This window comes from Clostridium sediminicola (assembly GCF_050402865.1).
GTDB lineage: Bacteria > Bacillota > Clostridia > Clostridiales > Clostridiaceae > Clostridium_AF > Clostridium_AF sediminicola.
Genome location: NZ_BAABMF010000010.1, coordinates 1 through 23,146, shown reverse-complemented (window position 1 = coordinate 23,146; position 23,146 = coordinate 1). Strand labels below are relative to the sequence as shown.

General features: G+C 28.0%; 23 protein-coding genes. 1 reads left to right on the top strand and 22 read right to left on the bottom strand.

The window, feature by feature from the left end:
• Positions 1-24: 24 nt before the first annotated feature.
• The 9 genes from ACQ3F0_RS15745 to ACQ3F0_RS15705 form a co-directional block, all read right to left on the bottom strand.
• Positions 25-1,245, bottom strand: a complete 1,221-nt coding sequence (locus tag ACQ3F0_RS15745) for an ABC transporter permease (RefSeq protein ID WP_428866321.1) — start codon at positions 1,243-1,245, stop codon at positions 25-27.
• Positions 1,238-2,107, bottom strand: coding sequence for an ABC transporter ATP-binding protein (locus ACQ3F0_RS15740; protein ID WP_428866320.1), 870 nt, complete (start codon positions 2,105-2,107; stop codon positions 1,238-1,240). Before ACQ3F0_RS15740 ends, ACQ3F0_RS15745 begins: the two co-directional genes overlap by 8 nt.
• Complete coding sequence (locus ACQ3F0_RS15735; protein ID WP_428866318.1) at positions 2,092-2,820, bottom strand: hypothetical protein; 729 nt, start codon at positions 2,818-2,820, stop codon at positions 2,092-2,094. The genes ACQ3F0_RS15740 and ACQ3F0_RS15735 overlap by 16 nt, the downstream gene beginning before the upstream one ends.
• Positions 2,817-3,275: an RNA polymerase sigma factor gene (locus tag ACQ3F0_RS15730; protein ID WP_428866316.1), complete on the bottom strand. Its 459-nt coding sequence runs from the start codon at positions 3,273-3,275 to the stop codon at positions 2,817-2,819. The genes ACQ3F0_RS15735 and ACQ3F0_RS15730 overlap by 4 nt, the downstream gene beginning before the upstream one ends.
• A 197-nt stretch (positions 3,276-3,472) precedes the next feature.
• Positions 3,473-3,814 (bottom strand): hypothetical protein, encoded by a 342-nt coding sequence (locus ACQ3F0_RS15725; RefSeq protein WP_428866315.1) that lies wholly within the window; start codon positions 3,812-3,814, stop codon positions 3,473-3,475.
• A gap of 976 nt (positions 3,815-4,790) precedes the next feature.
• Positions 4,791-5,801, bottom strand: coding sequence for a hypothetical protein (locus tag ACQ3F0_RS15720; protein ID WP_428866313.1), 1,011 nt, complete (start codon positions 5,799-5,801; stop codon positions 4,791-4,793).
• 393 nt (positions 5,802-6,194) lie between these two features.
• The gene (locus tag ACQ3F0_RS15715; RefSeq protein WP_428866312.1) at positions 6,195-6,332 is read right to left on the bottom strand and encodes a hypothetical protein; all 138 of its coding nucleotides are present in this window, start codon (positions 6,330-6,332) and stop codon (positions 6,195-6,197) included.
• A 640-nt stretch (positions 6,333-6,972) separates the two neighbouring features.
• Positions 6,973-8,172 (bottom strand): hypothetical protein, encoded by a 1,200-nt coding sequence (locus ACQ3F0_RS15710; RefSeq protein WP_428866310.1) that lies wholly within the window; start codon positions 8,170-8,172, stop codon positions 6,973-6,975.
• Positions 8,173-8,182: 10 nt separating this feature from the next.
• Positions 8,183-10,246: an AAA family ATPase gene (locus tag ACQ3F0_RS15705; RefSeq protein WP_428866308.1), complete on the bottom strand. Its 2,064-nt coding sequence runs from the start codon at positions 10,244-10,246 to the stop codon at positions 8,183-8,185.
• A 92-nt stretch (positions 10,247-10,338) separates the two neighbouring features.
• Between ACQ3F0_RS15705 and ACQ3F0_RS15700 the strand changes: the two genes are divergently transcribed.
• Positions 10,339-11,274 carry a tyrosine recombinase XerC gene (locus ACQ3F0_RS15700; protein ID WP_428866307.1) on the top strand — a complete coding sequence of 312 codons (936 nt, stop codon included), beginning with the start codon at positions 10,339-10,341 and terminating at the stop codon, positions 11,272-11,274.
• 159 nt (positions 11,275-11,433) lie between these two features.
• Here ACQ3F0_RS15700 and ACQ3F0_RS15695 read toward each other — a convergent pair whose 3' ends face one another.
• The 13 genes from ACQ3F0_RS15695 to ACQ3F0_RS15635 form a co-directional block, all read right to left on the bottom strand.
• Positions 11,434-11,871 carry an SMI1/KNR4 family protein gene (locus tag ACQ3F0_RS15695; RefSeq protein ID WP_428866306.1) on the bottom strand — a complete coding sequence of 146 codons (438 nt, stop codon included), beginning with the start codon at positions 11,869-11,871 and terminating at the stop codon, positions 11,434-11,436.
• An 84-nt stretch (positions 11,872-11,955) separates the two neighbouring features.
• On the bottom strand, positions 11,956-12,699 hold the full coding sequence (locus ACQ3F0_RS15690) for a hypothetical protein (protein ID WP_428866304.1): 744 nt from the start codon (positions 12,697-12,699) through the stop codon (positions 11,956-11,958).
• Positions 12,700-13,052: 353 nt separating this feature from the next.
• Positions 13,053-13,445, bottom strand: a complete 393-nt coding sequence (locus tag ACQ3F0_RS15685) for a hypothetical protein (RefSeq protein WP_428866302.1) — start codon at positions 13,443-13,445, stop codon at positions 13,053-13,055.
• Between the two features lie 189 nt (positions 13,446-13,634).
• A complete protein-coding gene (locus ACQ3F0_RS15680; RefSeq protein ID WP_428866300.1) occupies positions 13,635-16,544 on the bottom strand; it encodes a hypothetical protein in 2,910 nt (969 codons plus the stop codon).
• 42 nt (positions 16,545-16,586) lie between these two features.
• Positions 16,587-17,120 carry an ABC-three component system middle component 1 gene (locus ACQ3F0_RS15675; RefSeq protein WP_428866299.1) on the bottom strand — a complete coding sequence of 178 codons (534 nt, stop codon included), beginning with the start codon at positions 17,118-17,120 and terminating at the stop codon, positions 16,587-16,589.
• Positions 17,113-18,507: a hypothetical protein gene (locus tag ACQ3F0_RS15670; protein WP_428866297.1), complete on the bottom strand. Its 1,395-nt coding sequence runs from the start codon at positions 18,505-18,507 to the stop codon at positions 17,113-17,115. The genes ACQ3F0_RS15675 and ACQ3F0_RS15670 overlap by 8 nt, the downstream gene beginning before the upstream one ends.
• Positions 18,508-19,165: 658 nt before the next feature.
• A complete protein-coding gene (locus ACQ3F0_RS15665; protein ID WP_428866295.1) occupies positions 19,166-19,549 on the bottom strand; it encodes a hypothetical protein in 384 nt (127 codons plus the stop codon).
• Between the two features lie 90 nt (positions 19,550-19,639).
• Positions 19,640-20,323: a peptidoglycan recognition protein family protein gene (locus tag ACQ3F0_RS15660; RefSeq protein ID WP_428866294.1), complete on the bottom strand. Its 684-nt coding sequence runs from the start codon at positions 20,321-20,323 to the stop codon at positions 19,640-19,642.
• Positions 20,324-20,598: 275 nt separating this feature from the next.
• Complete coding sequence (locus tag ACQ3F0_RS15655; protein WP_428866292.1) at positions 20,599-20,823, bottom strand: DUF2922 domain-containing protein; 225 nt, start codon at positions 20,821-20,823, stop codon at positions 20,599-20,601.
• 327 nt (positions 20,824-21,150) lie between these two features.
• The gene (locus ACQ3F0_RS15650; RefSeq protein ID WP_428866291.1) at positions 21,151-21,378 is read right to left on the bottom strand and encodes a DUF1659 domain-containing protein; all 228 of its coding nucleotides are present in this window, start codon (positions 21,376-21,378) and stop codon (positions 21,151-21,153) included.
• Positions 21,379-21,459: 81 nt separating this feature from the next.
• Entirely contained in the window at positions 21,460-21,621 is a 162-nt protein-coding gene (locus tag ACQ3F0_RS15645) for a YvrJ family protein (protein WP_428866289.1), read from the bottom strand.
• A 166-nt stretch (positions 21,622-21,787) separates the two neighbouring features.
• The gene (locus ACQ3F0_RS15640; RefSeq protein WP_428866287.1) at positions 21,788-22,147 is read right to left on the bottom strand and encodes a MerR family transcriptional regulator; all 360 of its coding nucleotides are present in this window, start codon (positions 22,145-22,147) and stop codon (positions 21,788-21,790) included.
• Positions 22,148-22,208: 61 nt separating this feature from the next.
• Positions 22,209-22,931, bottom strand: coding sequence for an SDR family oxidoreductase (locus ACQ3F0_RS15635; protein WP_428866285.1), 723 nt, complete (start codon positions 22,929-22,931; stop codon positions 22,209-22,211).
• Positions 22,932-23,146: the final 215 nt, after the last annotated feature.

Here is a 23,146-nt window from a genome sequence, read left to right as displayed (position 1 = left end):
CTTATAACTTCCAGTTATTGCTATCTAGTTAATCTGATGATTTTTAAAAGAACGATAAGCAAATGGCAAAATAATTATAGTTATAAATAATGCAAATATCGGCATAAAAATATATGGTTCAATTGATAGTCCAAATAATTCATATAGTATAGGTGAAGTTACTGACCAAAGTGCCATCATGTTTGATGGTAAAAGGTTGAATAGATTATAAAGTAATACATTAGTTTCTGATACATTTATCATCATTGGTGCAAAAAGTATAATGCTTATGATGATAATAACACCAAATGGTGATTTAAATTTTGATGAGAGCAATACGGTAATTGCAGTTGCAAAAATCGATCCTAAGAAGATGCAGACAGAAAAAATCAAAGCAACTTGCCACATTTTAAGAGGGTAAGTAGAAAGTGGCAATAGTAATTGAAATGGTGCATTTGCTCCATCAAAACCAAAAATTAGCATACACTCGAAATAGGTTAATACTGTTAGTATAATGCAAACTACTGAGCCAAATGAAATACTTGTAAATAACTTTGCAAAAATCAGCTTACTTTTGCCGAATTTTGATGATAGTATAAGTTGGTCCGCACCTGTGGTGTATTCACCAGCAAACATTGGTGCGATACAAATTGCTATGGTAAAAGCAACAGTAATACCTGTTGTATACATAATAGCAAAAAATCTCATATAGCCATCAGCATAATCATAAACGAAAGGAGTTTCTATTTTGTTATCAAGCTTTAATAATTTTTCTTTTGAGTTATTATTTATATTTTTTGTGTTGATTTCATCATGAACTTTAGTACTACGGGACTCATATAAATTGTGTATATCTTCTATACTTAAATTTTGCATTGACGTCAAATCAAATCTTTTAGATTCTCTTCCATTATAAACAGTGCGAACTATATGATATATGGGGCTGTATTGTCTAGCATATTTATCATATTCTGGTGTAGTATGATATCTATCACTTAAAGGTACTTTTGAGTAGGCATTCTTCGCTTCTAAAATTAAATCTTCATCGATAGGTCTACCTGCTAAAGCTCTTGCGTATTCTCTATCTGTAACCATAGCATCATATTTGCTTTCTGAAGGTACTCCATCAACATAGTGGTAGCCAATAAGTGTTCCGACAGTACTTAAAATGGTTAGTACAGTTACTATAAATAGTGTTATAACAGTACTTTTTCTTTTAAAAATCTTTTTGTACTCAAAACCTACAAGTTGAAAAAAACTATTCATTTTCAATCACCTCACTGAAATAATATAAATATAAATCTTCTAAAGTTGCTTGAACTGAAATTGCTCCATTACATGGCATTTTATCGCATACAATCCTTAAAAATGTTTTATCATTTTCTTGTCTAATGTTGATTATAGGATAAGTAGAGGTTAAATTATCTGCTGTTTTGCTATCAACATAACATTCATAAACTTTGTTTTCTATAACCTTTATAATATTTTTAAGACTTCCGCTGTGGATAAGCTGGCCATCTTTCATCATTAAGATTGTATTTGCAATATTTTCTACATCAGATACGATATGGGTTGATAAAAGTACTATTCTATCGGCTCCAAGCTTTGAAATAAGATTACGGAAACGTACACGTTCTTTAGGATCCAGCCCTGCTGTTGGCTCATCTAATATGAGAATCTTAGGATTATTTAGCATCGCCTGGGCAATTCCTAGTCTTTGTTTCATACCACCAGAGAAAGTTTTAATTTTCTTCTTTGCTACATTAGATAGTGCTACCAGTTCTAGAAGCTCTGTTGCCTTTTCTTTTGCTCTTTGTTTAGTTAAACCTTTAAGACTACCCATATAGCAAAGAAATTGCATTGCTGTAAAGTTAGGATAGTAACCGAATTCTTGCGGTAAATAGCCTAAGCTATCACGATAATCCTCATGACTTACATCAATTTCATTAAATTTCACTTCTCCGCCTGTAGGTTTTAAAACTCCACATATCATACGCATAAGTGTTGTTTTACCTGCACCGTTTGCTCCTAAAAGTCCGTATACTCCTTTTGTAAGGGTTAAAGATATTCTATCAACTGCAATTTTATTTTGATACTGCTTTGTTAAGCGGTCTATTGTAAGTTCCATTGTAATTCCTCCATTCTTTTTACAAATTCAAATAATTCTTTTACTATAGCTACAATCAAAATGAAAAATGTAATACTCCAAAATGTTAAATATTTATCTGCAAAAATACCATTGTATATGATATTTAATAAGTTATTCAATAAACTGATAAAACAACTGACACCACCGCAAATATATATTGTTTCCCTTGAATGAAGATGATTAATAGTAATAAGTGATAATGTACAAGTAAGCAAAAATGGAGTAAGTAAGTACATACCTAAACGAATAATGTTATAATCAGTTTTTCCAATCATCGATATTAATAATATACTGAATAGGACAAAATAAAAAAATCCAAGTACTCCTAAACGAACAAGGACAACATCGGCAAAGCTATGTTTGCAACTCAATTCAAGTTCACACATATTAAAAGATTGACTTCGTAAAATTTCTGTAATAGCAACAAGTGCTACAAAAGGAAGAATGGATGAAACAATCCATATTACCTTTAAAATATTATCACTAGAGTATGCATATAAACCATATAAATCACCGATTAATATTAGGCAAGATATAAGCCATACTCTTTTTCTAATATAGCCTATTTGACTTAAAATAAAATCAAGCCGATTTGCTTTAGGGTAATTAACTGTTTGTAAAAATTCTGTTTTCTTTATAGGTTCTGGTGCATCAAAAGCTGATTTGATTTGTGATTTGAATTTTTTATTCAAGAAAAATCCTCCTCTCTTAAAATAAACTTTAATTGTTTCAACGCTGATTTTACTTTTCTATAAATAGCAAACCTTGAAAGTCCCATAATATAGCTAATTTCTGCCATAGATAAATCATTTGCAAATCGTAATAAAACAATTTCTTGTAAATCTTTTGACATGGTACTAATAGCCTGCTTTAATGCAATGTTTGTCTCAAAGTCTTCAATGGTATCTATTGATTCAATATCATCATCTAATGACAAATTTTCAGTTTTTTTATATGTATCTATACACAAGTTTTTAGCTATTGTATAAAGATAAGCAAGGGGCTTACCCCTATTAATATAGGAATTTTGGCTAAAATATTTAAGAAAAGTTTCTTGTGTCAAATCTTCTGCAATATGTGGGTTTTTTACTTTGAAATAACAGTATTTATATATTTTATCGTATTGATCTTCGAGCTCTAAAGACACTTTAAAACCTCCTTTCAATATGTATAACGAATGAGTATAGTAAAATGTGCGGATAAATTTAAAAAATTTGTGATTTTATTTTTAGCAAGCAACAGGCGCAAAATACCCCGGACCTAGTGAAGATACTGTTAATTGTTTACAGTATCTTCACTAGGTCCGGGGTAGTTGCGAGAGCTTTAGGTTGAGCTTGCTTATAATTATTCTAATAATGATATTACCCACTTATTACATGAAGTACACTTATGCACTGTTATAACAAATAAATCAAAATTCTTATTATTTGCCATTATGCTCATAGCATTTCTTTCTTCTTTAGTTATAAATTCATCATTTTCATCAATATATCCAATTATCTCTACTAAATGATTTTTCTTAGTCTTATCACAACATCCATTAGAACCTGCAATTTCTATTGTTTGATAATCTAAACTTGGACTTAATTCTTGTATAATATCTATTATATCTTCATAGTCTTTTAAATCATCTACAAAATCCTCTTCATAAAATACTAAGTCTTTAACTTGAAATAGTTTATTCATATAATTCTCCACTCTATATATATTAATTTTATATGGATAAAAGAACATCCACACAATAATCATTATAATATATGAATATTCTTTTATCAATTATATATTATAAGTTATTGGACTGCCCTCATTAGTTAAAACCTAAAAGGTCTTGTTCCAACATCCACCTCAAAAAAAGCAGCTACATCTATACTTTTTTGAGATAACTTTAATTAAAATCTATTTTTAGATATTTATATAAAGTTTTCTTGCACCGGAGGTCTTTATGGGCACATAGTGTCCTAGTTGCTTTTTTTATAGTAAGCTAAATTATGGATTCATTATTAGGTTTTACTTGATAAAAAAATCCCAGTGGAATTTTCAGTTTCTACTGGGATTTTGTGAAATTATTCTTTATGGACAACTTCTTATATTTAGACAAAAGTCGGGTGGTACCTGACCCCTTAGCGAGAGAGCTTGAGATCGAGCTTGCTTATACTTAACGGTAAAGCAAATTCTTTCATACTCTTTTTATCCACAATATTCCTCCATATTATTATCTATAGATATACTACTTCGTAGATATATCTATTTAATTCGCAATGCGCAGTTAAGGATGATTTTCTTTGAAAATCTTTGAACTACTAAAAACAAGTTCGTCACCGTCGCTTCTTCACAAAGCCCCCTGGGGGTGGGTTGAGCTTGCTAATAGATATAAATAAGTTAATGAAAGATTAATCAATAACTTATTATTACCATTGTACCATATTTTGTTATTTATTAATAATATGTACCGTATATAAAAGTATGTATTGAATCAATTCCCCCAAAAGAAGAAGACTGCAAATAAATTTGGGGTTAAAATTTATTTGCAGTCTAAAAATTATTCTCGAATCCGTTGTTCTTTTTTCATTTCTTTTAACTACTTTTGCGACTTTTCCATAGCTCTAGTCGGGTGGTACCTGACCCTTTTGCGAGGGAACATGAGACCGAGCTTGCTTAAATTCTAATTATTCAATTCTTTACCTGTCCTGCCTCTAAGTATACCAATACCAAAACATATAGCTACTCCAATTAACATAAATATCTGTTCTAATGGGTTGTCCATTACATATATAAAAAATTCAATAGTTACATCCACCAAATTATTAAAGGTAACCTCTACCTTTGCAGTTAACATAATATGCTCAATAAAAGCAATAGGCGTTTGAATTAAACATAATATACCTAAAAATAGCCTTATACCTAAACTAAAATGTTCTTCTACATAATACTTATTAAACACAGCAATAATAAATATTGAGGTAAAAATAGGTATTGCTATAAAATTAGTTTCAAATTTATATATTGTAAAACCATAAATTAAACTAATAAAAATAGTTATCAAAAATGACCATAAGATTGCTTTAAAAATGTTTTTTCCATTGTCTATACTTTCATCAATCATTTCCGATACTGAATAATCACAAGTCCCAGATACTTGATCCAGTTGTTTTTGCATAGTTAATAATAATTTTTCAGCATCAATTTCTTTAAATAATAGTAAAGAAATTTGAATAGAACTAGTTGGATAACCATAAAGATTATTAAGAGAATTTGATAGAGTTCTTTCTTTTTTCTTAGCTATATCCTTTTTAAGCAAAATACCAAAGGCAGCATTATTGTTGAACTCAAAAACATTTATTTCATGAATTTCATTCCAATATGCTATATGAACTTTAAAGGGCGTAGAATACTTTATATAATCCCTTGTAATTTCAATATACCCATTTTTATTCTTATTGTTAATTATGATTCCAAAAGCAAAAAACACACTCAGTACCAACATAAATAATCCAGACAAAAAACCCAATTTGGGTTCATCCTTACTAACAATAATTAGAAAAAAACCTGCTATCATTGCAAAAATAATAGAACAAACTACAAAAAGAATACTATTCGCTTTGTTCAATTTTGCACTTTGATGAAATGGTAGTTCATATGACTGCATTGTTTCAATAGAATGAATTGATTCCATAACCGCTCCCCTTTAAGATATATACATATTTTTTAATAACTAAAATGAGATTTTTCAAAATTCACCAAATGAACTTCTTTGCAAATTCTAATTAAATTATAAAGAAATATGTAGTTCATATCAAAGGTAATTATTGTAATGATAGTATTGAATATATATCATGTGCCAATCTATATAATTTTCGGGAAATGTCCGGTACCTCTAAACCTTTATGGTGTTATTTCACCATCAAACTCAAAAAAGCTGCAAATAAATTTGAATTTTAAATCTATTTACAGCCTTACTTTTAATAAATACCATTTATTATTATCTAATTTGTTTAAAGTACAAGTTCTGTAAATTCTACATTAAACGGGCAGTACCTGGAACCATAGTGGTCCAAACTTGTTTGGATCACTTGCTACCTTCTGTACTGATCCCAGCGCCTGCAAAGATAACTAAGTTATCTTTGCAGGCTGCTTCTAAAATTTCAATAGGTAAATCAAACTTATGGTTATTACTACAAATCTTACAGTCTTCTATATATTTCATACAAATACTCCTTCTATTTAAATAAACTTTATAATATGATGATTGCAATATAATAAGGATTTAATTAAATTTATTGATTCTACCTTCATTATTGCAAAAAATTTTTCCTTAATATTCCATTGTCATGTCCAAAATCCCTTCTTTTTCGCATATTTTTATCAGTCAAAACTAAATAAAATCCTAATAATAAAGAGTTCTCCCAAAAACTTTTTTAAGAGAACACGTATGCTTTATAATACTATTATTTAGCGTATTGTCATAATCGTATCTAATTATAATTCTGTATACTCATTAATCTAACTAACAATGATATAAAGCCGCACTTACTTATGATACGGTTCAGTTTATCACATTCTAAATTGATTATTATTACTTATTTTAAGCAACTGAATTACCACTCACATTATTAGCCTAATGGGTAGTTATATATCAGATTTTATAATACACAATAATGATATACCTTTTATTTTTATTGGTATCTTTACCAAAGGATCAGATGCCATAACAAAGGAAGGCTTGCCTGAGTAAGTTTCTCTAAGGGATTTTATGAGGGCATCAAATAGCTGAAGTGGCTCCTCGATTTTAGTTATTTGCTCAGTCTCCCGATGTCATTACTATAATTAGAAACTATTGTTTACTACTATCTAAATTTAATTTTCATATCAGACAACAAATCTTTTGTTAATTTTCCAAGTGGAATCTTTCCTAACTCCACTTCATCAAAATAGTTTCCAAAAACAAACCTTAGTATTTCTTCTTCAGTTTTAAACATTTCAGGAAGCTCCCGTAAATATTCTTCTATTTGACTTTTATTATATACAAGTACTTTTTCAACTAAATTTTTCACATATTCATTGTGACTCTGGTAAATTTCCTGAATATGAAATGTCTTAATCGAATTATCAATTTCTTCTTTTTTACACAAATTACAAATTGAAAACGATGGTTCTCTATTAAATAGATGGTCAATATTATCAAATGTAAATATAGCATCTTCATCAAATCCGCTCTCAAAAGGATAAACATGTTTTTCCATCCAAAAATTCTTAGCTAATTTAAATCTAGAATTACAAATTTGACAGCTCGGAATAAAATTGTAAATTGATAATTTTAAAAACGGAAAATGGACTTCACTATAATAGTGGTCTAAATCTGCAGTTGTTTTTAATCCTTTTTTGCTATTCATATTGCTAATATATTGCCTATTACAATATGGACATACTTCAACTTTAAATGCCGATATTACTTTATGTCTATATTTTTCCACGAAGTTATCATAATCAAAAATATCTTGAAAAACTTCATTCACTTCATTTCTGATTTTAAAGTAAGGCAAGGTGCTATCAATTTTAATTTTATTAATTTTTTTCTTATTCGAATAAATAGTTCCCCTCTTAGGTTTTTCCATTAAGTCATCATTAGTGATATTCTGCAATAAATGAATATTATTAGGATTGATCGCATTTAATAGTATATTTTTTCTTTCTGAACAATTACTGCTATCTTTAGCTCTATCCTTTACGATTTCTAAATTCATTTCAAGTTCATAAAATGCCTTATCTTTTATTGGTAAATATTTAGTTAAGACCTCATAATACTGCACTATTATTGAATGTATATCTGTTTGCTTTAAATATGATATTATTTTTTTCTTTGAAACCATACCATTTTCGAAAAACCAACCTTCTAATAAATCAATAAGTACGTTCATTGTTTTCTTCTCTGCATGTTCCTTATTTATTTTATGTGCAAGATTATTAACGAAATCATTGTCTTTTGAATCATTATAAATCTCATCTATACATTTCCAATCAAATTTATTATCATCAATTTTTATCATAGATAACTCCTTATATAGATTTGATGATTTCCAATGTCTCACTTAACTTGTTTTTAGCTTCTTCCACTTTATCTTTATCAATTCCTGAAGACTCTAATAGCTGCCTTTTTAATCCTTCTATTTGAGATTGATAAGAAATAATAGTAGCATCTTTATCTACAGGAAAACATTTTTTATATAGTTCTGATAATTTATTTTTTATTAATGGCTCCCCAATTGACTCAATAAATAATTTATAGTCTTGACTACTTGCTTTTAATTTACCTTTAAAATTATTCTTTAAATACTCCGCTAGTTCTGCATAGACTTCCTCAATCTTACTTCTAGAAAATTCCCCCATTGTGCTTGACATGTAAAATGCATCATTGAGTAATGTATGAATATTACTACCAAATGTTTGCTTATGCAGTGCCGAATCATCTACAATACATTTATCTGTTGTTTTGCTCAAATAAATAGTACTTTCTTTTAAGATATCTGATAGTACAATAGGTGAATGTGTTGTAAATATAATTTGAACATTATTATCTTTAAATTGCTTAGATACATCATTTAGTAATACTTTAATATATTTTCTCTGCCATTCTGGGTGTGCATACAAATCCACTTCATCAATCAAAATTAGAATACTTTTTTGTATTGAAGCACTCTCTTTTTCAATTACTTGGTTAAAAAATGGCAGAAGATTAAGCCACGAAAACGTATTTTGAAATGCTCTTTCTCCTGAAGACATATGCAAATTACGAATGGTAATATATTTGATAACAAAGGATTGCTTTTCCTTTGCCATTGAATTAATCATGTCACAAAACTTCGTATACCTTTCTGGATCTTCGTTTAACGAAAGCACTCTGCTATTATTATGTGCAAGATCACTTTGAGGAACATTTGATTCAGCCTCTTTACAATCAATTAATACTGAGCTAATATTCTTCACTTCATGTAATGCATATTTATAGTAATCAACAATTGCTTGCTCATCATTGCCATCTTTAACCTTATGCTCACTAAGCATGACATCAATAATATTTGGAAATTGTTCTATCTCAGATATTTCGATTGCATTCAACTCAATTTTAAAGCAATAACTAATTTCAAATAATAAATTCAAATAAAGTTTACAACAAACATTACTTAACAAGTCTCTTTGTATATTTTTCAACCACTTAGAAAATTTTTTTATAGTTTGACTTAACCCTTCTACTCTTTTATTATCTGCTATATAATTCCATTGTATTATATCTGGATACTCTTTCTTAATAAGGCTTATAGCCATAGAGAAATTCACTTCTATTTCACTGTTGATTTTTGCAATATATGTATCTAATAGTCCATTAGAAATCAAGTGATGAAAATATAAAACATCGCATATTTGTTGGAAATCTGTTTCCTTCTTATTTTTAATAAGAATTTTCTGTAAAATATCATAGGATGTTTGTTTTATCATGAACGACTCTGAATGCTGTACCACTTTCTTATAAAATACATTAGACAACCCTCTTATAGAATCCGGTGTTAAGCTAATCCTGTTCAAAGATCCATGTGTAGTATACCCTGTATGACCATAAGTATATAAGCTATTTGTGAGATAAATAATCGTTGAACTTTCTAGCTCTTTCCTAAGCTCATCTTTTCTAGTTTGATCATCAATACTCAAACTTTTTACTTGAAAATCTGTTGTATTTTTAAATAAAGTATTATCAATATTATTATATATAACAATGTTATCATTATTTTCATAAACTAAAATGGTTTTGTTTTCTTCATACTCTTCTTCATGCATTTGTCGGTATGCTTCATCCCTAATTTTTGCTTTTGGATAACATTGACAATCATAAATATATTGTAAAAGCGTTGTTTTACCTGATCCATTTTCTCCAACAATCGCTGTAACATTCAAAACATTATTTTCGTACAGAAATCTTTTATCAATTGCGTTGACCATCTCATATCGTAATACTACTTTGTCACCATCTAATTCACATGAAAATTTATGCTGTGGTGAAAAATTAAAATCTTTTTTCTGTATAAACTTATTCTTACTTTTGTTAATCCAAATAAATAATAATTCCATAAAGCTCAGAACCTTTCTTCTATCTTCCCATTAATAAACATTTTGTTTATAATATCCAAAATATGTAAACAATACAGACAAGAGGTGATTATATGCAATCTAATACAACTTGTCCATTAGTTGAACAATATCTAAATTATCTTGTAGTTATTAAAGGTCGTGCTGATAATACAATTAAAGAATATCGTACTGATTTACTTATGTTTTTCAACTATATTATGAACTTACGTAGTACTCCTATTGTTGATGAAAACTTTTCTAAAGCAGATTTAGAATTTATAAAATCAATTTCTTTGCAAGATATGTATTCTTTTATTTCTTATTGCAAAATAATACTAAATTCTTCACCTGGAACTAGAGCAAGAAAAATAGTGTCAATTCGTCAATTCTGGAAATATCTAAAAACTAAAGCACATATCATTGATAATAATATTGCTGAAGAATTAGAAACCCCTAAATTGCCCAAGCGTATACCAAAATATCTTAATTTAGAAGAATCTGTTCGCTTATTACTTGCATGCAATAACTCTCCTCGTGATCATTGTATAATAACTATTTTTCTAAATTGTGCATTACGATTATCTGAATTAGCTAATTTAAACATTGATCAAGTAAATAATGATATTTTAACAGTAATAGGTAAAGGAAACAAAGAACGTAAGATATTTTTAACTCCTGCTGCTAAAAAATCTATAACTGGTTGGCTTCAGATTAGAAATTCAATTAATGTTAATTCTAATGCTTTGTTTATATCCAGAAATAATAACCGTATTACTACAAGAGCTGTACAAAATGTCGTAAAGAAATATGTTATAGCTTCTGGGCTTGACCCTAAACGCATATCAACTCATAAACTTCGCCATACTGCAGCAACTCTTATGTATAAATATGGTAGAGTAGATATTCGCTCTCTTCAACAGATTCTCGGTCACGAAACTATTGCTACAACTGAAATCTATACTCATGTTGACGAACATCAATTACAATCCGCAGTGAACTCTAATCCCCTTGCTATGATGTTTAATTAGTTTTTAGCTGCTATCAATTTTGATTGCAGCTGTTTTTATTTATTATAGCTCTCTATAGCTCGTCCATTATATGTATAATTAGAAGTTTTGCATTAGATTTATAATACAAAATACTAATATTTCCTTTCTCTATATTATGCAGTTAATTACTATCAACTCTTAGTCATTTCTTAATCCTATTTTAATCAGAAAATCAAAAATGTTCTTAAAATCTGTTAATTTTACTGCTTGTTCCTCATGATCATAAAATGATACTTTTGATTCACAGGTGTTTCCATTCACCATGAAACCATAGTAGTCACCTACTCCATTATCTGAGAAAGCAATAAACTTACAACCGAATTTGGCTTTTCGATTTTGGGATATAATATACCATTCACTATTGCTTTTCCCTGAATATACATAAGTAAATGCAAAATACCCTCCTCCAAAATTCTTAATAAATTGTATGTACTCAATAGGTAATTTTAGATTTAATTTTTCTTCTATTACGGCAATATCATTATCTGTAGAATTTTCATCTGAATCTAATGCAAACCATATAGGATTCCACTCTTTTTTTTCATTTACAATCTTAGTGAAAACTTCATATTCCATAGTTACCTCCATATTTTAGCTTTTCTCTATAGGGGGCAGGTGAGCTTCTAGACACGTAATGTCCCAGTTCCTACCTTTGAAGTTCTACTCTCCAATAACATTCAATAAATTTCTTATATAATCATCTACATAATCTAAATCATTTGTGATAAAAATATCCTCTTTTTTAACTATTTTATGTACACTATATACTCTATCTTCTATGTCTTTTACTTGCATGAAAAGACGAGCATTCATTAGATTAACTCTATAGTTCCCAAATTCTATTATATACTTAAATATTCTTGAATCTTCGCTTAGATGGCTTTCCATTTTTACACTTTTTACTTCATTCCAGCCATAATGCTTTTCTATAAATAAAGTTCTCACTTCTCTAATATTGACACCTTTACTATCAATTTTACAATAACTGAAAAAAGAATTAAGCGTAAAAACCAAAAAAATACATGTGAAACTTACAAAAAATTTCTTCATAGTTTTTGGATTATCATCTTCTGTTCTAAAACTTTTTAACTTTGTTTTATTTATACATTCAAATGATACCTGAACTAATATTGCCCATATGTAAAATAACCCAAATATAAATTCAAAGAATACCCATAACCCCAAAGTTGGAGTAAAAATAAGTGTATTTTTATCAATAAATAAATTTAGTTGTATCCAAGAAATTTTATTATGTATAACTAAAAAGTAGAGAACTAAACTTGCAATTAAACATAACATGATATCAAAAAATATTAAATAATCCATAGCTTTATTCTTTTTTTTACTTTTACCCTTTAGAAGCTTTTTATTGCATTGACTTCTTATCTTTTTATTTACGCTCATAAATTTACCTTTCACAATATTTTAATAAACTTAATATCTATTTATTCAATCTTAAAGGTTTTTGTGTTTTTGTCCATTAATATGTATAATGGGAAGTTATACATTGTATTAACTGGTAAATTTCACACCCTGATTTTACACCCCAGTGGTAGTGTCGATACCTTTAGGTTGAGCGTGCTATCTAGTATACAAAAATTCACGCCCCCTAAATAGATTAAGAAGATATGCAATTGCGAAAGAGCTTAATCTTTTCCCTTAATTGTTTCTCCCTTAATAAAACCCCATAACTGTTGACTAACTAGAATTTTTCTCAAATCAATACTTTATTTTCACGAGTTAATATCTTATTATATTTAGTTCATGTTAGTATATATAAATTCTATCATATTGCTCTTGTTGTCATATGAAGCAACATAATTATAACTATTATTAATAATATCAATGTAATCCTTATTATTACCTTTTAGAAAATTTATGAATTCTGCTTTTTTTCTTTTCTGTTCATTCATATTTACTATAACCTTATCAACGATTTTTAAATTTTTATCAACTAATTCTAGTTTCACTATATGGTCTTTATCTTCTATCACATTAACACGATATATAGAAAATCTGTTATTATTATATGCAAAGAACAATAATTCTTCTCCTTTTTCATTATTATTTGTGCAAAAATACGATACATAGTAATCTGAATATTGTTGAAAATTCTTTATTAAACCAACATAATCAAATAATGTACTCATCATGAACTCCTCCTTAAATATAGATCTTCATCAGTGTTCTTTTATCTAGATTATTATTAACTATATCTTTTCTTTCATAACAACAAATTAAAACCACGCATCAATTTGTAGTAAAGATTGAATGTAGTTTTTTAGTATTTAGCAATTCATATATCTCCTCATTTAAAAACCTACTACAACAAATTTTTTTTACTTTATATTGCTTTCCCTCATCAACACAGGTCCATTGTTATTATAGCTAATAAACTCGAAAGACTTATTTGGAACAAATCTAAATTTTTTTACCATTAATCTATGAAAGTCTTGATCATGTGTTGATATTATAATTTGTTTTTTATTCTCTTCATTACCAGTAGATAAAAAATTTCTTAATACATCAATAAATGATATTACATTTAAATCATCCATATTTTGAATAGGATCATCTAACATAATAGTTTTAAGATTTGAACATTGTTGCCTTAAAGCCATACCTAAAAATATACTAACAGCAACAACATTTACTTGTGCTGAACTAAATGTAAAAGCAGGGTTAACTTTGTTCTTTAATTTTTTATTTATACAATTTATATTTAAAATATCTGAACCTTTATTGTTTTTATTAAAATTAAACTCTATTTCTGTAAATAATGGGTGTGGATTAACTCTTCTATAGATATTATTAATAAACTCTTGATGTTGCATGATAATATGCTGACTAATTTCTTGTATTGCTTCCGTAGAAGCATCTATTAACTTTCCTAAAATACTAATTTCTTCATTATTCTCTTTCGCTTGTTTGCTCATTTCATTATATTGTTTTACTAATACTTTTAATTCCTTATTCACCTCTGAATTATACAGTTCTTGGTGAGTTTCCAAAAATCTTTCATTTAAATATTTCAACTCATTTTCTAAATTATCTACACTATTAATTTTACTATTAACATCTAAAGTTTTGTATTTAATATCCTCTTCTAAATTATCCATTTTTATTCTTAACTCTGCTGCTTTTTTTTCAAAGGTACATATCTTTTGTTTAGTATTTTCGATATCATTTTTTATCTCATTAGCATGTAATGAGAGGAGACTAAGTCCTCTCTGATTTAGAAGGTTATTAATCTTATTGATCTCTATCGTTAACTCCCTCTCTAACTTATTAATATCAATGCTTAAACTCATAGACTTTATAAACTCAATTATATTATTGTATTTTTGTCGTTCTTTTGTCTGATTTTCATTTAACATTTTATATTCATCGTCATAATTATATTCTTTTCTTCTAATGTTTTTACCTAGTAATACTATAGCATTTTTTATATTTTCTAATTCTTCAACAAAATCTTTGTTATATTTATTATATCGCTCTTTTGATTCGTTCAATTTGTATTGGAAACTTTTTAACTTTTTTTCTAATCGCTCTCTCTTTCCTATACTAGAAGAAAGCTCACTATTATCCTGTACTAATTTACTTTCAATAATTTTAATTAACTCGTTTCTCTCAAAATCGCTACTACATACTGGACAAACAACTTTTGAATTCGTATCATTAGCATGTTTAATGTATCCTAGTGCTTCTGACAAAATCTTATTTAACTCTTCTTCTACTATGCTTAATTTCTTGATGTTATTGTCAATTTCTTTAACATTTTCCTCTATTTGCAAAGTATCCTTTTCTATTATTGAGTAGGTATTCACCTCACTCTCTATATTCTCCTTATAATTTTCAACACTTACTTTTATTAAATCGTTTAAGTTAACATGACTTTTCATTACCATGTCTATTTCTTGCTTATAGTCAACAATAGAGATTACATTATTATTAATTGTAATTTCGTTAGCATCATCAAATCTTGGAGTATTGTTTTCAAGTAGTTTTATTTCACTTTTAATTCGCTTCTCTATTGAATCATCTATACAGTTTTCTAACTTAATTTCTTTTATAATAAAATCAATTTGATTATGTAATGTTGTCAATTTCAACAAAAACATTTGTGTTTGTTTTAATTCATTTGAAACTTTTAATAAACTTATTTGATTTTTTCTACTGAATTCATTGTATTCACTATATGTAGGTAATTGTTTTTGCAACCATAATAGTTGATGTCCTCTTTCAACGAGGGGTATAATCTCTTGATTCATTTTTAATTCAGATTTGTTTCTATTATATAGTTTTAAATTATATTCTACATCGTTCAATTTTTCTTTTAGTCTAAGGCTCTGATTTTGAATATACTTCATTTTTTCATGAGTTTGAATCGCATGCTCTTTAATGCTACTTATTATATTTAATGGATTCAAATTATTATCCACACAATAACTCTTCATATTAAGTTTTTCAATAATCTTATTGTATTTATCAATTAAACAGTATATCCAACTCTCAACAGTTTGACAATCTCCCATATTAATTTTTATATCTCTATTAACCATTTCTCTTTTACTATTTATTTTGATTTCTAACTTACTCTTTCTATCAATTAATTCATTTAAATCATGTTCTAGAAGTTTTCGTTTTCTTTCCAACAAGTACTTATACGCATAAAATCCTTGTGTTCCAACCATCATTGAAACTTGTTTATACCTATCTGGCCCCTTTATTCCTTGGATAAATTTCTTGATTTTATCTTGAGTTAGTGTATGATATTGCTTAAAAACATCAGTAAAATCAATCTTATCTCTCCATTCATCTTTGATAAACAAATTATTTAAAAACTCTTTAGCTTTTTCATTATCCATAGTTTCAATATCAGAACCAGTTATACAAACAATAGATTTCTTATAACTATAATCTGTTGATTCTGTGAGCGAATATTTTGATTCTCTTTTTAATAGATATCTATTTTTTTTGTTTCCAAATTCAATATATACTGTCCCTGTACTTTCAAATGGCTGAAAATTAATGAAGCAACTATTATTCTTTTCTTCATTTGGTTCATCAAATCTAGATAGTTTTCCAGTAAATCCCCATTCAATTGCATCAAAAACAGAAGTCTTTCCATAGCCATTAGGACCTGCTAGAATTATAACATCTGAACCATCTTCAAAATCAAAGACTTCTTCTTTACGATATCCTCGAAAATGATCTATAGTAACTTTAAAAATCTCTATATCTAACACAACGTCATCCCCATTCTAAATATTTCTATAAAATTACATATTCTAATTATTATTATTATTTAGTTTGTCCATAATTTCTTTTACATCGAGGTTAGTTTTTTCATTTACAAGTTTAAAAAAAAGTTCATCATTTGCTACGTCTACATCATTAGTAAACTTTGAGTACACTCCTGCGATTGGTAACTTGTAATTTAAATCTCTTCTAAACAAAACTTCAGATTGAGCATTAATGATTAATTTTTTACAACAGAATCTATCTCTTTCAATCTCAAATCCTTTCATATCATCAATTTGTTGATCCCCTTTATATATTAATATATAGTACATATCCCATCTAATGTCATCATTCTTATAAATATAATTTTGTAACTTTAACGCAATGTCTTCATCTTGATAGAATTCCCACTTATCATATAATTCTTGAACACTATCAAAAATTTTACATATAACAATATACTTTTTTCTGTCTATATCAATAAAATATTTATCAATATATCTCAGCTCATCTGAAATCTCCTCTATAAAGTCCTTCCCTAATACTTCCTTTAAAACTGAATAAATATACGTATTATCCACAGCTATTGCCCTCCATAGTTTTTGCTAATATTCCTTTAATTTCTTCAATAGAATCTTGCCACTCAAATTCTAAACAATTTCTACAATGGAACTCAAAACTATATTTATTCCTAAAATTAGTGAACTTTTCTTTACGTTCATCTCCCATCTCAGTCTTAGTAAATTGTTTGATTATTCCATCAAAATCAAAGCTAGCCCCTGGTTTAGTAATATCACATTTAGCACAAGTACTTCCTACTAGTACATCTTTTATACCCTTCATTTGATATCTATGATTACTTTCAATATGTTTTATTAAATTCAATACAATTGTCTTATAACTTTCATTTCTTTCTGAAAATAAATATGTTATGTATTTATTTTCAGAAAGCTTAATTCCTTTACCAATTTCTCCTTGTAACTCAGCATTTGGGAACGTTAAACTAATTATTGATACATGAATGATTATATTGGACAAATTGTATATATTTTCTTTATATTTAATTCTGTTATTTATCCCAAAGCTTAATTTGGGAAATGGAGTTTTTATTGCATTAATAAATTTACTGAACTCTTTTTCTCCCTTTTCATTAAAAGTTTCTAGTATTTCAGTTACCTTTTCTAATATACTAGATTTTACCCTATCAGATATTTCTCTTGACTCTATATCATTATATATACGTTCTAGTGCTTCATTAAATTCGATATCTTCGATGTGCACTTCCTTCAATTTAAAAAACAGCTTAGTAATATCTTGATATTTTGTCCACAACATTTTATGCAAATCTACTTCTGTTATCATCCTAACTTTTATTTTTTGTAATATTTCCTCTAGATCAATTTTTATATCATCATATTTACATTTTAATGTCTTATATTTATTAATTACTTGTTTAGTCCAACTTTCTAATTCATCTTCATCTAAAACATTTTTATTAAATCCCTTGACTAATGTTGCTGCTTCCTTATTAAAATCTTTTGCAACAACCAAATAATAAGTAAAATTATTAATATTACTTATTAAATCTTTATCCTTACCTCTATCCAAATAAAATAGAATAAATTTAATGATTTCTTTAGCTGTTTGAGGTTTAGTAATATCTTTCCCATAACATTTGCATTGAACAACACCTACAGCTTGCCCATTTAAATGCAAAGTACAATCTCTACCTTCATCTGGACCCTCTTTCATTAATCTTACATCATCGTAAACTTGACATCCATTCTGCCAGCTATACTCTCCTTTACAATTAATATCTTCTTTAAAAATATAGTAAAGAAGAATCTCAAATATGTGATCATCCATCAGAGAGTACGGGAAATAAAACCCTTCTAAATAGGGTTTTTTATTCTTATATTGATATATTTCAGAATTAATTGTTTCATCATCAATTTGTTCTATATACAATTTATCCACCTCAAATCCTATCATATTGTTTCCCATATATACTAAGTTACGAAATTTGAATCATAATACTCCTAACAATAATAAATCTAGTATATTTTCAACTTCCCATTTTAAACATTTGTAGCATGTCCATTCCATGAATACTAATCCTACTAAATGAATGTAACATCACAAATCATATCCACCCAAAAACTTACCAATGTAAATTATACCATATTAAGTATAAAAATATTATAAATCCCAAACATATTTCTTCAATTTTCTCCATTTTATTGGTTAATAAATAAAATATAGGTAAAACAGTTTAGATAGCGGATATTAGATCTATTAACCAAAACACATTAACAAACGAACAACTAAAAAAAGTATAATTCTATAATTAAAATCTTGCTCAAGAAAATTAAAATAATGTGAAAATGATATGAATATAAGTTTACAGATTTTATCAAAAAGAATGGAAATTTAGATATGTTTTGATGATTTAGGATATGTGTATAAATGCAGAAAAGTATTTATAAATTTCCCGCATAGTAAAATAAATCAGGTTTCCCTGATTTATTTCATTTCTTTTAATTCTCATATTTTTTCTTAACAAAGATAAACAAGTTAAACTTAATTTTAACTTGTTTATCTAAATGTAGAGGCTTATTAATATTTCTTAATCAAAGTATAAATTCAATTCTTTATTAATGTTATGTATCATTGTTACAAACATTGTATTTAAACAAATGTCATGTTTTTTATCCTTATTATTTTTTTTCATTTCTCTGATTAAATCTAATATATAATCAAAATCCTTATTGGAAATAGCTAGTTTGAAAATATCATATAATTCTTTATAGCATTCGTAAAATTCAATTTCTTTTAACAGCCCAGTATAAAATTCTAAATCACCATATGCTTTTATATTTCTTTCAATATTTTTTATACTCTTCATTTTACTTGGATTAATTATTAATTCTAAAACATCATATTGTCTATTTTCTCTAAAATCATTTTGAATAGTTTTATTAATGTCACTAGGATTCATATTCTCTAACACTCAATCACTTCCATTCCTTCATATGTTCTAGTTTTCCTCATCCTTATATATTAGCATATTTTTACATAAATTCAAAAACAAATCACTGTTTCACCCAAACAACCGCCCCCACGTAACCTCTCCAACAACCCCATCTACCTGAATTTTTTTCTCTCTCTGAAACACCATAACAACTCTCTCAGTATCATCCCCAAAATACCCATCATCACCACAATCCCCAACATCATAACCAAGCTCCATTAACCGCTGCTGAATCTTCATAACATTCTTATCATATTTACTACTATTCTTCTTTATCAAATAACCTGGATATGAATTATTAGCTGCAGAACCATTAAATAATTCATTTACAATCTCCTGAAGCGGAAAATAAACTCCAGGACACTCAGTATTAACGAACTTATTATGACCATAAATTTTTTCAATAGAGTATTTCCTTATTTGATACTTGCATACCTCAGTGACCGCTTTCATTTGTACATCAGGCATAGTTTCCACCATATAATTACCTTCAACACAAATACCAATAGAACCAGTATTATGTCCCTTGCAATGTGCACCAACAACATTCTCTTCACGACCTTTATATACGGATCCATCTTTCCTAACAAAAAAATGATACCCACAACCGGCCCACCCCTTCTTTAAATGCCAATAATGAATATCCTTAATACTGCAGCTGGAGCTTGCTGCATGATGTAGTATTATTTTATTTGGCTTATTTCCATATCTCATGTTACTCATGAACTTTAAATCTGAATCAATAATTTTCATTTATTTTTCCTCCCTATAATGAAAAGCACCCACTGATTAGTGAGTGCATCATGCTAATTATATATTTATGTTTCAAATCATTTTTGCCATAGAAAGAATATATTGCGTAAAAGGTATTTGAACAAACTTTAGAAATTCTTTTCATTTCCTTAATAGATGCGTTAAGAAAAATTCATGTTTGAGCAAAGCGAGTTTGAATTTTTTAGTAGCTATTAAGTAAATGAATTAGAATTTCTTAGTGTAGTGAACTACCTTTCTAGCTCTATATTCCCCTTCTACAGTTCGTTATCAAACAACTCAGTCTCAGTTGTCTCAACAATAGCAGCCGCATCTTTAGCACTTAAAGCATCTGGACCAAAAGCAAAAATATCCTTTGCAATTATAGTATCCATTAACGCTTCTGCTTGAGCTTGTGTGATACCATCCTTTACATCCGTAACAGTCATAGATTTTGATTCTCCTGCAGCATCCTTAAATTTCATAACTAGTTTTTTACTCATTTTATATACCCCCATAAATTTATTTTTATAAATATTATTTACTATATGTAGACAAACTACATCTAAACTTAAATAACAAAATACATTAAGAAAGTTAAGAATTAAGAGTTAAAAGTTAAGAGTTCAGGATACCTTTCACTGATGTGAAAGCTTTTAATTAAAAGTGATTTAAATAATTCCTTTTGAACAACAAAAGCACCATATTCCTATTACTTAAGTAATTTCTTAACTAAGTTAAGAACGGTAACAAGGCTTAATTAAAGATTTTCTGAAAGAAAATCATCCTTAACTCTTAACTAATCACTCTTAACTCTTCACTAGCAAAGCTTAAATTCCCTCTTCAAGTAATTCCGCATCTACTCTCTTGATTTCAAAGACTGGATGTAACAGAACTCCTTCAATAGCTTTTGCAACATCAAAAACATCTTGATCTTCTGCATCAGTTTTTACCTTTGAAAAACTCTTAGTTCTTAAAACATCTTCACCCTCTTCAGTTTGTCCAGTAATTACCCTGAAAACTAAATCAGATTTCAATTTTGTTGATTGAACTGCCATATGAATTCCCCCTTTTTTTCTTATTCACTTTGTATATATGCAGAAAAAGTTTTTTTCTAAAAAAAAAAAATGAGGTTTCCCTCATTTTTTCCCATTTCCCGCTATATTTGCAATTACTATTGTTAGATCTGAAATAGATTTATTGAGCTCCTCAATTTTCTTTTCAAATCGAACCAAGAGATATATACTAATACTTATAGGGAAACCAAGAGTAGATATAAAAGTTGTTATTTCTTCATACATTCTTCTACACCCCCCATAAAGAATCCATTGTATGGTTAAACCACAAAAAGTAATTTAGTTAAACTGGAATCTCTACATTAATATATACTCTATAAGTAACTTTTCAAATCTTTCAATGCTTTTATATAATAAAGCTCTCTATGTTCAATTTTTAGGTTATACTAATCTAGCACATATCATTACCATCATAAAACGCTATTTTCTTATCAATTTTTTTTATACCTGCCTTAATCTCTTCCAATTGTTCTTCCATAACTTTTCGATGATTAAGTAGGATATCCTTTCTTTCTGGAATTGTACTATCTCCCTCAATACTTAACTTAACAATTTTTTTAATCTCAGATACAGGCATTTTTGTTTGTTTAAGGCAGGTTACAATATCTAGCCAAACAATATTCTCTTGGGTGTATATTCTTCTACCTGCCTCATCTCGACTGATTGGTGGTAGTATGCCTTCTTTTTCATAATACCTTAATGTATGAGCTGTTAAACCAGTCAAGGCTGATACTTCTTTAATTTTATACATTATCTTACCACCTTTCTATCAAGCATTATATCATGATTATATAGATATTTCAGTTCTATAATTAGGCATCTTGCATTGTATCAGTAATGATAATTTCTCTTAAAGATACTGCCTGTGGTAATTCATAAGCAAACTTAATAGTATTTGCAACATCCTTTGTAGTAATATTAGTTGCTCCTACAGATTCTTTCCATTGATTATACCCATCTATGATACCTTTGTCTGTTGTATGTCCTAATAATTCTGTAGAAACAGCTCCTGGACAAATTGATAACACTCTAACATTATATGAACTCATTTCTTGTCTAGCAACTTCTGTCAAACCTGTAACACCATATTTACTTGCACAATATGCTGCATGATTAGCAAATGGTTTTACACCAGCAATTGACGAAAGATTAATAATTGTTCCATATTTTCTCTCTTTCATATCATTCATAACTATTTGCATACCATTCATAACACCCATCACATTAACATCCAGCATTTTTTTCCATTCTTTTGGATTTTGTGTTTCAATACTTCCTAGAAGCATAACGCCTGCATTATTTACAAGTAAATCAGTCTTACCATAAACATCTTCAGCTTCTCTTATGGCTTTTTCAAATGCCTCTGCATCTGTTACATCTACTTTTCTACACATTGTATTTGGAAGATTTAAGGCTTCCATTTTTTCAACTCTTCTTGCTAATAAAAGCATTGGATATCCATCTTTTGCGAATTCCTTTGCCATCTCCATTCCAAATCCTGAACTTGCTCCTGTAATCACTACTAATTTTTTCATATTTTCACCATCCATTAATATTTATTTTATTTGAAACTTCTTTATGAAATTAGTTTACTTCTTAGAGTTAACTCTAAGTCAAGCAATTTTTATTGTATAGACCAGTTATAAAAAGTCAATAATTTTTTTCGAAAAATTTATTTTAAAAAATGGTACACTTAATAAACCATCATTTTTAAACAAACAATGGACAAAGATTAGTTTGGTAATGTACG

What these genes read in the sequence shown, in the direction of transcription:
- ACQ3F0_RS15745 (WP_428866321.1), bottom strand. Translation starts at nt 1,245, where the DNA reads ATGAATAGTTTTTTTCAACTTGTAGGTTTTGAGTACAAAAAGATTTTT.
- ACQ3F0_RS15740 (WP_428866320.1), bottom strand. Translation starts at nt 2,107, where the DNA reads ATGGAACTTACAATAGACCGCTTAACAAAGCAGTATCAAAATAAAATT.
- ACQ3F0_RS15725 (WP_428866315.1), bottom strand. Translation starts at nt 3,814, where the DNA reads ATGAATAAACTATTTCAAGTTAAAGACTTAGTATTTTATGAAGAGGAT.
- ACQ3F0_RS15720 (WP_428866313.1), bottom strand. Translation starts at nt 5,801, where the DNA reads ATGGAATCAATTCATTCTATTGAAACAATGCAGTCATATGAACTACCA.
- ACQ3F0_RS15715 (WP_428866312.1), bottom strand. Translation starts at nt 6,332, where the DNA reads ATGAAATATATAGAAGACTGTAAGATTTGTAGTAATAACCATAAGTTT.
- ACQ3F0_RS15710 (WP_428866310.1), bottom strand. Translation starts at nt 8,172, where the DNA reads ATGATAAAAATTGATGATAATAAATTTGATTGGAAATGTATAGATGAG.
- ACQ3F0_RS15705 (WP_428866308.1), bottom strand. Translation starts at nt 10,246, where the DNA reads ATGGAATTATTATTTATTTGGATTAACAAAAGTAAGAATAAGTTTATA.
- ACQ3F0_RS15700 (WP_428866307.1), top strand. Translation starts at nt 10,339, where the DNA reads ATGCAATCTAATACAACTTGTCCATTAGTTGAACAATATCTAAATTAT.
- ACQ3F0_RS15695 (WP_428866306.1), bottom strand. Translation starts at nt 11,871, where the DNA reads ATGGAATATGAAGTTTTCACTAAGATTGTAAATGAAAAAAAAGAGTGG.
- ACQ3F0_RS15690 (WP_428866304.1), bottom strand. Translation starts at nt 12,699, where the DNA reads ATGAGCGTAAATAAAAAGATAAGAAGTCAATGCAATAAAAAGCTTCTA.
- ACQ3F0_RS15685 (WP_428866302.1), bottom strand. Translation starts at nt 13,445, where the DNA reads ATGAGTACATTATTTGATTATGTTGGTTTAATAAAGAATTTTCAACAA.
- ACQ3F0_RS15660 (WP_428866294.1), bottom strand. Translation starts at nt 20,323, where the DNA reads ATGAAAATTATTGATTCAGATTTAAAGTTCATGAGTAACATGAGATAT.
- ACQ3F0_RS15655 (WP_428866292.1), bottom strand. Translation starts at nt 20,823, where the DNA reads ATGAGTAAAAAACTAGTTATGAAATTTAAGGATGCTGCAGGAGAATCA.
- ACQ3F0_RS15650 (WP_428866291.1), bottom strand. Translation starts at nt 21,378, where the DNA reads ATGGCAGTTCAATCAACAAAATTGAAATCTGATTTAGTTTTCAGGGTA.
- ACQ3F0_RS15645 (WP_428866289.1), bottom strand. Translation starts at nt 21,621, where the DNA reads ATGTATGAAGAAATAACAACTTTTATATCTACTCTTGGTTTCCCTATA.
- ACQ3F0_RS15640 (WP_428866287.1), bottom strand. Translation starts at nt 22,147, where the DNA reads ATGTATAAAATTAAAGAAGTATCAGCCTTGACTGGTTTAACAGCTCAT.
- ACQ3F0_RS15635 (WP_428866285.1), bottom strand. Translation starts at nt 22,931, where the DNA reads ATGAAAAAATTAGTAGTGATTACAGGAGCAAGTTCAGGATTTGGAATG.